The sequence below is a fragment of the Haloferax profundi genome, assembly GCF_001469865.1.
In the GTDB taxonomy this organism is placed as follows: Archaea; Halobacteriota; Halobacteria; order Halobacteriales; family Haloferacaceae; genus Haloferax; species Haloferax profundi.
Map to the genome: position 1 here is coordinate 1 of NZ_LOPV01000135.1, position 12,396 is coordinate 12,396.

Genomic DNA, 12,396 nt, shown 5'->3' on the forward strand with positions numbered 1-12,396 from the left:
CCGGTTCTGCGGCGTCGAGTTCGTCGTTCAGTTCGTCGACGACGGCCTCGTACTGCTGGGCCTTCTCGTCTAACTCCTGTCGCTTGCTCTCGAGGAGGCGGTCCAGCGCCATGTCGGGTTCGACGGCGACGTACTTCTTCGGCCGACTCGCCGCCTGACTCCGGATGAGGTGGTACTGTTCGAGACTGTTCAGCACGTCGTAGATGCGCCCCATCGGCACGTCGCTCGCTCGCGACAACTCTTTCGCTGTCGTCGCCCCCGTTCGCAGAAGTGCGCGGTACGCCCGCGCTTCGTACTCAGATAATCCGAGATCTCGAAGACTAGCCATGCATCGTCTGTCTCGTTTCTTCGTTATAAACAAACCGGATGTTTACACCACGTGGCAGTTGGTGGGGGACGCGACTCAGGCGTCCGATGTGACTGAAGAGACTGCCTCCATCAACTCGTCGGGAGTGGTTGCTTCGTGTGTGACTGCACCCGACCTGACGACAGCGGTGTCTGCGTCGATGTCGGCCTCGGGGACGACGACTGCCTCGTGGTCGGCGACGCGGAGTGCAGCACGATGGAGGTCGGAACCGACGTCGCCGCCGATTTCCACGACGAGTGGGTCGCGGAGGAGTCGCGCTGCGACAGTTCCGTACTCGGCGACCTGGACGCCGATGCGGTCCCACGCCCCGGCGAAGGCACCGATGGTCTCTTCGGCGACGTCCCGATAGCCCTCGGTTCCCGTGAGGACCGCGAGGTCGAGCAGTGCGTTGGCCATCTCGACGCTGCCGTCGATGGGGCGCAGCGGCGACGAGAGGAGTCCCTCGCCCGTCGCTGGGCCGTCGACGAACGACCCATCTTCGAAGAGTTCGTCGATGGCGGCGTCGGCGACGTCGGTCGCAAAGTCGAGGAACGGGTCGCCCGCGACCGAATCGTCACCGAGAACTTGTCGGGCGCGACAGGCGGCGGCGACGACGCGCGCGTGGTCTTCGAGGAGCAGGGATTCGCCGACAGCACCGCCCGAGTGGAAGTGCGTGACGACGCCGTCGTCTACGAGGTCTTCGCCGACGCGGTGGAGTGCGCGCTCTGCGAACTCACGGGCACGTTCGTCGTCGGTGAGCCCCGCGAGGACCAACAGTGCATCCACTGCGAGGGCGTTGCCGCCGGCGTACACCGTGAGGTCGGTCCGCGGTCCGGGCGAGTTCTCGCGTCCTTCTGCACCGAGGAGGTAGTAGTCGGTCCCAGCGGCAGGACCCATGCTCCCGCCGAATCCAGTCCCGGTCCACAGCGAGTCGACGAGGAACGACGCTGTCTCGACTGCCGGGTCGCGGTAGGCGTCTTCGCCGGTGTAGCGATAGCCGTTGGCGAACGCACGAAGGAGTGCGGCGTTCGATTCGAGCGTCTTCTCTCGGTTCGGTTTCGTCCACGCAGCGTCGTCGGCGTACCGGAAGAACCCGCCTTCGACGGGGTCGAACAGGCCGTCACGAATCGCGTCGAGCGTCCGGAGTGCTCGCTGTCTGTCTCGCTTGAGTGCGAACTCCACGGTCCGGGGCAGTGGGAACTTGGCGGCGTCGCCCCACCCGGCGTGTGCCTCGTCGAAGGTGACCTCGAGTTGCCCGGCGAGGTGCGCTTCGATTTGAGGGGAGACTTCACCTGCCGGGGGCAGGTCACCCGCGAGTGCCCGCGGGAGTCGCCCGGCGTCGGCACCCTTCTTCTCCCAGACTTCGCGGACTCGGTCGATGACCTGTCGCATCCCGTCGGGTCCGATGAACGTCGCGCCTGTGATGGGTCGGCCGTCCGGCGCGAGGAACACCGTCGAGGGGAACCCGCCCATGTTGTACCGCTCGCGGATGCGTGGGTGGCGGTCGACGTTCACACGAATCGGGACGAACCCATCGTTGAGGTTCGCGGCGATACGCGGTTCCGCGTACGTCTCGGCGTCCATCTCGTGACAGTCCTCGCACCACGTCGCCGTCAGCGACAGGAGGATCGGTTTCGCTGTCGCCTCTGCTTCGGCGAACGCGTCGGGACCCCACGGTCGCCATTCGACGCGCGTCTCGTCGGTCATGTCCAGTCATGCGCAGTGGATGCGGGTAAGGGCTTCGAGGCCACGTGGCACGGGACGGCGCCGTCGTCGTGTTCTCTTCGGAACCGACCGGGGACAAAAGGGCTATGGGCCGTGACCCGGTAGAGACGACCATGCGAACGCGCACGCTTCTCGCGCTCTTGCTCCTCATCCCCCTCTCTGACGCGTTGTTGCTCGTGGTCGTCGCGCAGTACATCGACCTCGTGCCCACCGTCGCGCTGGTGGTCCTGACCGGGTTAGTCGGTATGCTGCTCGTCCGCGCAGAAGGGCGACACACCCTCCGAAACCTCCAGACGAAGTTCGCTCGTGGCGACCTGCCGACGAACGAACTGATGGACGGCGGCCTCCTCATCGCGGCAGGCGCGTTCCTCCTCACGCCGGGCCTCGTCACCGACACGATTGGCTTTCTCATCGCCATCCCCGTGACGCGGTATCCTATCCGCGAGGTGCTCAAGCGCGTCGTCGTCAAACCGTACCTCGACAAGCAGGCCGGCGGGTTCGTCACCGGCGACGTGTGGACCGCCGGGTTCCCACAGGACGAGGCCAGTGGCGACGGCGTCTACGACGCCGACCCGGACTCGTACCGATTCGGCGGCCAAGACTCGGAGTAACGCTTCTCTGTCTCTTTCGGCTCACGCTCCGCTCGAGCGACTGCACTGGGGAGGACTCGTCCATCGATGTCTCTAGAATCGGCCGACGACGGCGACATTCACTAACACGGACCAACGCTGTCTCGAAAAGAAAGTCTTAAAATCAACAGCGCACAACGAGTGAATGCGCTTACCTGGGCCAATAGCTCAGTCAGGTTGAGCGCTCGGCTGATAACCGGGAGGCCCGCGGTTCAAATCCGCGTTGGCCCACTCCAATCGGCAACGATTCGTCGCCGATGGGAGTTTGGGGCTTACACTCCCCGGCCACCCAACTTCTGCAGTCCACAACGACCGACAGAGCGTCGTCTGTCGCATCACGCCGACTCACTCGTTCTCAGAGAACCATCTCCCAGTGCACAGAAGGGGCGGTGTAGACATATGCGAGGAATTTCAGCACATAGTTAGAATTCAGTGCTCTCTGAGCCCAACTTTTCGACCGGACGGGTAAGCAACGATAGAATTTGTGTTCGAACGTGCCGAACAGGGGTAACCTATTTATGCGACCACAATGTGCTACCAACCAACATGGTCTTCAAACTCTCCTGTCTCTACGGATGTGAGTTCACCACCACTGCGGCCTCCCGCGAGGACGTCGGCGTCCTCGTGATGGAACACATGGACGACGAACACGATACGCCCGTGGACCCACTGGAAGTGGGTGAACTGGCGTTGAAGAGTCACGATAGCGCACCACCGGCCAGACAGACGAACTGAAACGATTCAATCAGGTCGTCTCCGGTGTGAGTCTGCCACTATTTCACATCCAGTTGGGTACCACGTCGGAGCGGTCGCACGATTTTGTGAACCTGAGCGACCATCGACGGATAAATTTACTCGATTCTGTATTCCAGTAGTATTAAAGTCGTACACGACATATGTGATGGTGATGCCAACCATCGACGTCTCCGAACACCTGTACCGCCAGCTCCAGTCCGCTGCCGACGGCGATGACCTCGACGCGGCGATGTGGAAGATGGTCGGTCGCTACCAGCGCGGCAACACGCCTGGCGACTAAACAGGTCCGAGACACTCAACCCGGCCGCTCTTGCGGTCATCATCAACCCCTCTCGTCGCGGTACGCCCTTTTCGCGACGAGTTCATTTATCCCCGAGAGCGGCGGCACGAGGTACAACCGGGCACCCAGCGGCGTCTACCGAGCGCGAGTCGTTCGAGTGTCGCCCGACTGCAGATACCCACTTATCCACAGAACGCCTCCGAGAACCTGTGGCAAAAGAGACCAAAGACTTCTCGGCTATCAGCGGCCTACCCGACGAACTCGGCATCGACGACGACCTCTCGAAGGTCGGTCAGGTGCTCTCGATTCGGAGAGACACTCGTCGGTACGGCAAACCGATGACCGTCGTCTCCGGGTTCGAGATGGACCGTGCCGAGATGAAAGCGCTCGCGTCGGAACTCAAGCGTCGACTGGCCTGTGGTGGGACTGTCCTCGACGACGAGATAGAACTACAGGGGAACCACGTCGAACGCGCACGAGTCATCCTCGACGAACTCGGCTATCAGGTCGCGTGAGGGTTGCGCACGGCCCCCGGCGTCGCACCGCACCGACCCCGTCATCCGACGTACGCGGTGATGCCGAGACTCTCGGCGAGTAACCACACGAGGAAGAGCCCGTAGGTTGCGAGCAGGACGTACGCCTCACCGCGGGTCAGTGCCATCTCGGTTCGGAGGACGGCGAAGAAGACGATGGAGGCACCCGTCAGAAAACTCATCATCGGGACCACTTCGGCGAAGGCGACGACGGTCCCACCCGCGACGAGGATTCCGATAGGGAGGGCGACGAGCAAGGCGAAGACGTTGCTCCCAAAGACGTTCGCGAGACTCATCGCCGCGTTGCCCTGTCGGGCGGCAGTCACACTGACGAACGTGTCCGGAAGACTCGTCCCCGCCGCCACGACGGTCAACCCCCAGAGGAACGGCGACGTGCCGAACACCTCACCGAACCCGACTGCCGACCGGACGAGCAGTTCGGCCCCGACGAGGATGATGCCGAGTGAGACGACGAGGACGACCCACTGCCGCCGCGGGTCGACGTCAGTGACACTCGCAGTGAGCGTCGCGCGGTGGTCCAGCGTGTCGTGATACTGCATGAAGAGGTACAGGCCGTACAGTGCGAGTGGGATGAGCGCGAGTGGACGGGTGACGAATCCTTCGAGACTGGCCGGACTGCCAAATGGCTGGTAGATGACGGCGAGCGAGAACGTGAGCACGAGGACGGCCAGCGAGAGGAGGTAGAACTGCGCTTCCTTGTACACGAGGTCACGGTTCGACGCGAGTCGTTGGCCCTTGCCGGCGAGTGCGGACACTGCTGGAATCACGAGGATGTTGAACACTGCCGACCCGACGACGGCACCGATACCGATGTCGAACGCGCCGTAGCGCAGGGTAGCGATGACGATGCTCGACAACTCCGGAAAACTGGACCCGACCGCGGCGATGATAGCCCCTTGTACGATGGCCGGCAGGCCGTAGTACGCGCCGAGTCGGTCTGAGGCCTGCACGAGGTAGTCGCCACCCTTCCACGCGAGGGCCGCACCGACGACGGCGAAGAGTACGAGGACTGGAACCGATGCCACACCTGACTCTCGTGTGCTGGTGACAAAAAACACGTCGGACAGAAAAGCAGAACCAGAAGGTGGGGGGCGCCCTCAGAATCCTTCTCGGAGGTACACGTCGCGCTCGGTGAACACGTCGCGGAGGACAGCACCGACAGTCGAGTCGTCGACGGTGAGGTACTCGGTTCGTGCCAGTTCGTCCACCGGCCGAGACCCGACGAGTAGTTGCGAGAGTGCCCCGATTTCGGCTGTCACACCCGGGTCTTCGCTCGTCGGTTCGACCGACGCGTCGCTGTCGGACACGACGACGCGGAACGTCTCGTCGTTCCACGGACACCGGTCGTCGGTCACGTCGAGCACGAACTCACCGTCTGCGTCTGTCGAGAACGACACCGCTTCGAGCGCCGCCGGAACGTCGACGATGCGAACCATCGGGCCGGGCTTGATTTCGACTGTCGCCGCTCGTGGGTCGGTCAAGTCGTCGATGAGGCGTGTCCGCTCGTGTGCTCGCTCGACGACTACCTCGTCCACCTGTGAGTCGTGGTCACGGAGGAACCGCAGGAGGTGCCGTCTCCCCTCGTCGTCGACGCCGGCGAGTTCGTCGACGTGCATCGTCCGCGAGTCCCAGTCGCCTTTCACGCGGTAGACGACGTACCCTCGCAGGTCACCGTCACGTTCCCACCCGTACACGTACGGGTCTTGGTCCCAACTTCGGAAGACACGGTGTCGCCACCAGCCTTCGGTTCGGTCGAGTGCGAGGTCTTCGGTGGCAGATTCGGTGTACACCGCGTCCAGTCGAGGCCAGTCGTCGGCGTCGAGGCGGACGAATTCACCACTCGCCTCTGGACTCACTGCCGTGAGTTCTTCCGGCGGGACCGACGTGCGCGCGTAGTTGTTGGTGGTCGCCCATCCGAAGCGGCGGTAGAACTCGTACTTGAACGGCCAGAGCGCCGAGAGATACCGTCCGGAGTCGCGGAACTCGACGAGGAGTTGGTCGAGCATCGTGGCGATGTGGCCCTGCCGACGTGCCTCGGGTGGTGAGGCGACGGCGGAGATTCCTGGGAGCGGATGCCACTCGCCGCGCACGCGCGCTACGTAGTCGTAGAAGGTACAGACCGTCACGAGGTCCGACACGTCGAGCGCATCGGTGGGTGTCCCGGACTCGGTGTCGTAGAGACCACGCGGGAAGTAGATGTCCGGGTCGGGGAGACGAGTGTCGTCCCAATCGGGGCCGTCTTCCGGACGGAAGGCGTACCTGAGGAACTCGCGGTAGGTGTCGCGGTGGTCCTCGGGAAGCGGGTGGAGGTGCATAAAATCGGTCCGTCGTCTGGCGATATATGTGTTGGGAGACATCTGGTGTGGCGGTGGATGGGTGCGGGACGCGGCGCGACGAGAGAGGCGACGTCCGCGGCGTCCCGAGAACCGTGTGATTCACGTCGTCGCGGCCCCGACGCGTCACCATGAGCGAGACGCGGAGTTCGTTTTTGAAGCGGGGGAACCTGCTCCTCGTGGCCGTCGTGACACTGGGAATCGTCATCCCCGGTATCGCACGACGGTTCCTCGGTGAGGCAGGGTACAACACCCTCGGGATGGTCGTGTTCGTCCTCGGGTACGCAGGGATGATATTCGTCGTCTGGTACGGCTGGATTCGACCGCTCGACATCTCTGGGCCGGACCGATAACGCCCGCACGTCGCTGTCTCGACTATCCACCTCAATATCGTGGGCGAGTGACGCCCAACTGGAGCGGGAATAACGGAACTTTGATAGTCGATTCGAACCGACCGAGAAGACAAGAGATGCTTCCCCTTCAACTCATCGACAGCTTCCTGCTCAATTACAACATTGGGCAGGCGCTGTTGCTCGTGTTCGTCTTGACGACGGTCGGGGCGCTGCCACTGAAGTCGCGTCGAATCCTCGGCATCAACACCATCGTCTTCGGCCTCATCTTCCTGTTGACGCCGCAGGCGCTGGCTAAGCCGCACTACCTGTTCCTCGGTATCGCGCTGCTCATCGTCGGCCCCATCCTCTACGCGACGGGCAACCGATAATCGACGACCGACCAACTGACGACGATTTCTCTCCACCTCACTCCCAAGAACGCGACGTTTAAACAGTGAGAACCGTAACGCACGGGTATGTCTGAACCGCGCGTTCCCGGCGGTCGCGGGGCGATACTGGACCTGCCCTGCGGCGAACAAAAGCGCGTCCGGGAACTCGACTTGGGCAAACGAGAGTTCGACTGTCCCTGTGGCGGTACGCACGCCGTCGTCATGGACGTGCACCCACCGGACCGTTTCCTCCCGGAGTTCCTCGTCGAAATCCTCCAGAGTACCATCGAGACCACGAGCGAGGACATGCCCGAGTTCGGGACGGCACACCTGATGGGCATCGTCCTCGAAGAGTTCCCCGAGGCAGTCGTCTCCGAAGACGTCTCCGACGACGGCGAGATGGGCGCGGGTATCGTCTGGGTCACCGATTTCGATTCTCGAAGACTCCACGAGATTATCGTCGAACTCGTCGTCGAACTCATGGAACACGCCGTCAGTCACGCCAACGACGACAGCGTCATCTCCGAGTTCGAGTCCAAGATGCTCCAGTTCGACGTGAGCGAGTTCGTCGAGGAGTATCGCGCACAGCGTGACCTCGACCCTGGACCGTACGCCTGAAAGACGACGACACGGCTGGGCGGCCAGTCTTCCGCCTCCTCTACTCGAACCGAATCGCCGCTTCTGTTGGGTCCAGCGTCGCCGTCGCTCCCAGCGGAAGCGGGACGTTCGGGTCGGCGTGGCCGAATTCCACGTCGAAGACCGCCGTCACGTCGGGATTGTACTCGTCGAGAACCGTCACGACTTCCTCACGCAGTCGCTCGCCATAGTCTTCCGGCGGTTCCCACTCTAACTCTGGCGAGAACGTTCGTGGCCGGCCCATCAGGAGGCCGTCGAAGCGTTCGAGCAGGCCGCGTTCACCCATCGAGCGGAGGGTGTATTTCACCTCACGAGGGACAGGAACGTCTTCCGACGTTTCGAGCGCGAGTATCGTGCCGTCCAGTTCGTCCGCGGACGGGAGGTAGCGGTCGGTCTGGAGGTGCCACTTGACGATGCTGAAGTTCCCGCCCCAGAGGCGGCCAGTCACGCGTTCGTCGCCGTGCCACGTCCGGCCGGGGTTGTCGTGCCACTCACGCGGTTCTTCGGTGTCGAAGTCGAACCACTCGTCTGTCCACTCGTCGGTGGGGTCGACGACACCGAGTGACTGCTCGAAGAACGCGCGTCTGAGGTACCGTTCCACGTAGGGGTGGATCTCTGGGTCGACGGTGAGCGTCGGATGGAGGGTCGCTCCGTAACTGACGATGCCGTGGTTCCAGAGGTAGAGTCGAAGGTTGTCGTTGTCGCTGAACCCGTAGAACCGCGTCGGCGACGCGGCCAACCGGTCCGGGTCGAGGTGCTTCAGGACGCGAATCTGGTCGTCGCCACCGGTCACAGCGACGACGCCGTCGATAGTCGAGTCCTCGAACGCGTCCATGATGTCCTGTGCGCGCGCTTGCGGGTTGTCCTTCAACCACTCCCAATCGCTGCGGGCCGTCTCGAAGACGACTGGGTCGAGGTCGAACGTCTCTCGAAGTCGCGAACATGCTCTGTCTCGCATCGATTCGTCGATGGGGCGGGAGGGCGCGACGATAGCAACCCGACTCCCCGGTTCGAGCGGTGGCGGTGTCGTGAACACACGGGGCATGACACCTACTCGTTTCAACCCCGTGAAAAGCCTTCGCCGGGCCGTACACCGTCGCTCGGCAACTATTTCGAAATTCGCAATCCTGTTTCGGACCTCGTAATTTTTCGCCGGACTTATTACGATGTGCGGATTGGATTGCATCGATGACCGACGAGGACACGACACCCGGTACTCCGACAGGAACCGAGGACCGGACGATTTTGCTCATCGGAAGTGGCCCGATCCAGATTGGACAGGCGGCGGAATTCGACTACTCCGGCGCGCAGGCCTGCCGCGCGCTCCGAGAAGAAGGCGCACGAGTTGTCCTCGTCAACTCGAACCCCGCGACCATCATGACCGACCCCGAGATGGCCGACAAGGTCTACATCGAACCCATCACGACCGAAGCCATCTCCGAGATTATCCGGAAAGAACGCCCCGACGGCGTCATCGCCGGACTGGGCGGCCAGACGGGGCTGAACGTCACGGCCGAGTTGGCAGAAGAAGGTGTCCTCGACGAGTTCGACGTGGACATCATGGGGACGCCGCTGGACACCATCTACGCGACGGAAGACCGCGACCTCTTCCGCCAGCGCATGGAGAAGATTGGACAACCCGTCCCGCGCTCGACCACCATCTCGCTGGAAGACGGTGAGAAAGTCCAGAACATCACCGAGGCGGACCTCGAAGAACGCGTCGACGACGCTGTCGACGAAGTCGGCGGCCTCCCCGTCATCGCCCGGACGACGTACACGCTCGGTGGGTCCGGGTCCGGCGTCGTCCACGAGATGGACGAACTCGTCAGTCGCGTTCGCAAGGGCCTCCGCCTCTCGCGCAACAGCGAAGTGCTCATCACGGAGTCCATCTCCGGATGGGTCGAACTGGAGTACGAGGTGATGCGCGACGCCGACGACTCGTGTATCATCATCTGCAACATGGAGAACATCGACCCGATGGGGATTCACACCGGCGAGTCCACCGTCGTCACCCCGTCGCAGGTCATTCCCGACGAGGGACACCAGGAGATGCGCGACGCCGCGCTCGAAGTCATCCGCGAACTCGGTATCCAGGGTGGCTGTAACATCCAGTTCGCGTGGCACGACGACGGCACGCCCGGCGGCGAGTACCGCGTCGTCGAAGTGAACCCGCGCGTCTCTCGCTCCTCTGCGCTCGCCTCGAAGGCGACTGGCTACCCAATCGCCCGCGTGACGGCGAAAGTCGCCCTCGGCAAGCGCCTCCACGAGATTACCAACGAGATTACCGGCGAGACCACCGCCGCCTTCGAACCCGCAATCGACTACGTCGTCACGAAGGTGCCGCGCTGGCCCAAGGACAAGTTCACCGACGTGGACTTCGAACTCTCGACGGCCATGAAGTCCACGGGCGAGGCGATGGCCATCGGGCGGACGTTCGAAGAGTCCCTGATGAAGGCGCTTCGCTCCTCTGAGTACGACCCCGCCGCAGATTGGGACGAGGTATCCGACGAGGAACTCGAAACCGAATACCTCGTCAAGCCGACGCCCGACCGCCCGTACGCCATCTTCGAGGCGTTCGAACGCGGCTACACCGTCGACGACGTGGTCGAACTCACCGGCATCGAAGAGTGGTACGTCGAGCGCTTCGGCCGCATCGTCGAGTCCGTCGAAGCGGCGTCCGAAGGTGACTTCGCTGCTGCCGCATCCGCCGGCCACACGAACGCCAGCATCGCCACGGCGACCGGAACGTCTGTCGGCGACGTCGAACAGCAAGTCCCCGGCCGCACGTACAAACAGGTCGACACCTGTGCCGGCGAGTTCGCCGCACAGACGCCGTACTACTACTCCGCCCGCAAGCCCGAGTTCTTCCGCGGGCCGTTCGAGGGCGAATCCGCAGGCAACGAACTTCGCGTCGACCGCGACATGGAGAGCGTCGTCGTGGTCGGCGGCGGTCCGATTCGCATCGGACAGGGTGTCGAGTTCGACTACTGTTCGGTCCACGCGGTACAGGCCCTCCGCGAGATGGGCATCGATGCGCACGTCGTCAACAACAACCCCGAGACGGTCTCGACCGACTACGACACCTCCGACGGCCTGTTCTTCGAACCCATCACGGCCGAGGAAGTCGCCGACGTCATCGAGGCAATCGACGCCGACGGCGTGATGCTCCAGTTCGGCGGCCAGACCTCGGTCAACATCGGTCACCCCCTCGAAACCGAACTCAAGCGCCGTGGCGTGGACTGTGAGATTCTCGGCACGACCATCGACGCGATGGACCTCGCCGAGGACCGCGACCGGTTCAACCGCCTGATGGACGACCTCGGTATCCTCCAGCCACAGGGTGGGTCTGCGACCAGCGAGGCAGAAGCACTCGAACTCGCGAACGACCTCGGCTACCCCGTCCTCGTCCGCCCGTCGTACGTCCTCGGTGGCCGTGCGATGGATGTGGTCCACTCCGACGAGGAACTCTGTGAGTACATCGAGGAAGCGGTCCGCGTCTCGCCGGACAAGCCAATCCTCATCGACGAGTTCCTCGCCGACGGCGTCGAACTCGACGTGGACGCCGTCTCCGACGGTGAACGCGTCCTCATCGGCGGTGTGATGGAACACGTCGAGGCTGCCGGTGTCCACTCCGGCGACTCCGCGTGTATGATTCCGCCACGCTCGCTGGACGACGAGACGATGGCCCGCGTCCGCGAGGTCACAGAAGACATCGCCAAAGCCCTCGGTACGGTCGGTCTGATGAACGTCCAACTCGCCGTGAAGCAGAACGACGACGGCTCGAACGACGTGTACGTCCTCGAAGCCAACCCGCGTTCGTCGCGCACGGTCCCGTTCGTCTCGAAGGCGACGGGCGTCCCCATCGCGAAACTCGCGGCGAAGGTCATGGCTGGCAACACACTGGACGAACTCGAAGCGACCGAACAGATTCCCGAGCAAGTCTCGGTCAAAGAAGTCGTCCTCCCGTTCGACCGCCTGCCGGGGTCGGACCCGCGTCTCGGCCCAGAGATGAAGTCGACGGGCGAAGTCATGGGTACCGCGACCACGTTCGCCAAGGCGTACGAGAAGGCGCAGATTGCGGCGAACGACGCCATCCCGCGCGACGGGACGGTGTTCGTGGACCTCCACGATTCCGAGTTCCCCGCCCCCGACAGCGAGGAGGGTCAGGAACTCCTCGACGGGTTCGCCGAGTACTACGAGGTGCTCACGCCCGGCGACGTGGACGACCTGCTGACGCTTCTGCGCGAAGGAGACGTCGACTTCGTCGTCTCCCGTGACCGCGAGACGCTCATCGACTGTGTCGAAGAGGAAGTCGGGTACTTCTCGACGTTCGCCTCCGCGAAGGCGGCCCTCGAAGCACGCGCCGCGACGGACGAAGACATCGACGTCCATCCCGTCTCCGAGCGCCCGCGTATC

The 12,396-nt window shown here is 63.3% G+C and carries 13 protein-coding genes and 1 tRNA gene; 9 read left to right on the forward strand and 5 right to left on the reverse strand.

Translation table 11 applies throughout. The annotated features are described in order from the left end of the window. Window positions 1-328: TrmB family transcriptional regulator (locus AUR66_RS06730; RefSeq protein WP_197409694.1), on the reverse strand; the 328-nt coding region annotated here is incomplete at its 3' end. Window positions 329-403: 75 nt separating this feature from the next. Further along, entirely contained in the window at window positions 404-2,053 is a 1,650-nt protein-coding gene (locus AUR66_RS06735) for a DUF255 domain-containing protein (protein ID WP_058571707.1), read from the reverse strand. A gap of 131 nt (window positions 2,054-2,184) precedes the next feature. On the opposite strand from AUR66_RS06735, the gene AUR66_RS06740 reads away from it, so the two are divergent. From AUR66_RS06740 to yciH, 5 genes are all read left to right on the forward strand, one after another. Next, window positions 2,185-2,682 (forward strand): FxsA family protein, encoded by a 498-nt coding sequence (locus AUR66_RS06740; protein WP_197409695.1) that lies wholly within the window; start codon window positions 2,185-2,187, stop codon window positions 2,680-2,682. 175 nt (window positions 2,683-2,857) lie between these two features. Next, window positions 2,858-2,931: transfer RNA gene (locus AUR66_RS06745), tRNA-Ile, on the forward strand. Window positions 2,932-3,246: 315 nt separating this feature from the next. Continuing rightward, a complete protein-coding gene (locus tag AUR66_RS06750) occupies window positions 3,247-3,435 on the forward strand; it encodes a hypothetical protein (RefSeq protein WP_058571709.1) in 189 nt (62 codons plus the stop codon). Window positions 3,436-3,607: 172 nt separating this feature from the next. Next, window positions 3,608-3,736, forward strand: coding sequence for a hypothetical protein (locus AUR66_RS23050; RefSeq protein WP_004059773.1), 129 nt, complete (start codon window positions 3,608-3,610; stop codon window positions 3,734-3,736). Between the two features lie 209 nt (window positions 3,737-3,945). Further along, a complete protein-coding gene (yciH, locus tag AUR66_RS06755) occupies window positions 3,946-4,251 on the forward strand; it encodes a stress response translation initiation inhibitor YciH (protein WP_058571710.1) in 306 nt (101 codons plus the stop codon). A 41-nt stretch (window positions 4,252-4,292) separates the two neighbouring features. Here the strand turns inward: yciH and AUR66_RS06760 are convergent, their stop codons facing one another. Then, on the reverse strand, window positions 4,293-5,315 hold the full coding sequence (locus AUR66_RS06760) for a sodium:calcium antiporter (protein ID WP_058571711.1): 1,023 nt from the start codon (window positions 5,313-5,315) through the stop codon (window positions 4,293-4,295). A gap of 72 nt (window positions 5,316-5,387) precedes the next feature. Continuing rightward, on the reverse strand, window positions 5,388-6,605 hold the full coding sequence (locus AUR66_RS06765; RefSeq protein ID WP_058571712.1) for a GNAT family N-acetyltransferase: 1,218 nt from the start codon (window positions 6,603-6,605) through the stop codon (window positions 5,388-5,390). Window positions 6,606-6,754: 149 nt separating this feature from the next. Here AUR66_RS06765 and AUR66_RS06770 point away from each other — a divergent pair, with 149 nt between their 5' ends. The 3 genes from AUR66_RS06770 to AUR66_RS06780 all read left to right on the forward strand — a co-directional run bounded on the left by AUR66_RS06770 (window position 6,755) and on the right by AUR66_RS06780 (window position 7,962). Next, window positions 6,755-6,976 (forward strand): hypothetical protein, encoded by a 222-nt coding sequence (locus AUR66_RS06770; RefSeq protein WP_058571713.1) that lies wholly within the window; start codon window positions 6,755-6,757, stop codon window positions 6,974-6,976. Between the two features lie 116 nt (window positions 6,977-7,092). Continuing rightward, window positions 7,093-7,344: a hypothetical protein gene (locus AUR66_RS06775; RefSeq protein WP_058571714.1), complete on the forward strand. Its 252-nt coding sequence runs from the start codon at window positions 7,093-7,095 to the stop codon at window positions 7,342-7,344. An 87-nt stretch (window positions 7,345-7,431) separates the two neighbouring features. Continuing rightward, the gene (locus tag AUR66_RS06780; RefSeq protein ID WP_058571715.1) at window positions 7,432-7,962 is read left to right on the forward strand and encodes a DUF5815 family protein; all 531 of its coding nucleotides are present in this window, start codon (window positions 7,432-7,434) and stop codon (window positions 7,960-7,962) included. 40 nt (window positions 7,963-8,002) lie between these two features. Here AUR66_RS06780 and AUR66_RS06785 read toward each other — a convergent pair whose 3' ends face one another. Then, entirely contained in the window at window positions 8,003-9,025 is a 1,023-nt protein-coding gene (locus AUR66_RS06785) for a S66 family peptidase (RefSeq protein ID WP_058571716.1), read from the reverse strand. Window positions 9,026-9,168: 143 nt separating this feature from the next. On the opposite strand from AUR66_RS06785, the gene carB reads away from it, so the two are divergent. Continuing rightward, window positions 9,169-12,396 (forward strand): carbamoyl-phosphate synthase large subunit (carB, locus tag AUR66_RS06790; protein WP_058571717.1); only part of this gene is annotated, 3,228 nt, incomplete at its 3' end.

What these genes read in the sequence shown, in the direction of transcription:
- AUR66_RS23050 (WP_004059773.1), top strand. Translation starts at nt 3,608, where the DNA reads ATGCCAACCATCGACGTCTCCGAACACCTGTACCGCCAGCTCCAGTCC.
- AUR66_RS06770 (WP_058571713.1), top strand. Translation starts at nt 6,755, where the DNA reads ATGAGCGAGACGCGGAGTTCGTTTTTGAAGCGGGGGAACCTGCTCCTC.
- AUR66_RS06775 (WP_058571714.1), top strand. Translation starts at nt 7,093, where the DNA reads ATGCTTCCCCTTCAACTCATCGACAGCTTCCTGCTCAATTACAACATT.
- AUR66_RS06765 (WP_058571712.1), bottom strand. Translation starts at nt 6,605, where the DNA reads ATGCACCTCCACCCGCTTCCCGAGGACCACCGCGACACCTACCGCGAG.
- AUR66_RS06735 (WP_058571707.1), bottom strand. Translation starts at nt 2,053, where the DNA reads ATGACCGACGAGACGCGCGTCGAATGGCGACCGTGGGGTCCCGACGCG.
- AUR66_RS06740 (WP_197409695.1), top strand. Translation starts at nt 2,185, where the DNA reads ATGCGAACGCGCACGCTTCTCGCGCTCTTGCTCCTCATCCCCCTCTCT.
- AUR66_RS06750 (WP_058571709.1), top strand. Translation starts at nt 3,247, where the DNA reads ATGGTCTTCAAACTCTCCTGTCTCTACGGATGTGAGTTCACCACCACT.
- AUR66_RS06785 (WP_058571716.1), bottom strand. Translation starts at nt 9,025, where the DNA reads ATGCCCCGTGTGTTCACGACACCGCCACCGCTCGAACCGGGGAGTCGG.
- AUR66_RS06780 (WP_058571715.1), top strand. Translation starts at nt 7,432, where the DNA reads ATGTCTGAACCGCGCGTTCCCGGCGGTCGCGGGGCGATACTGGACCTG.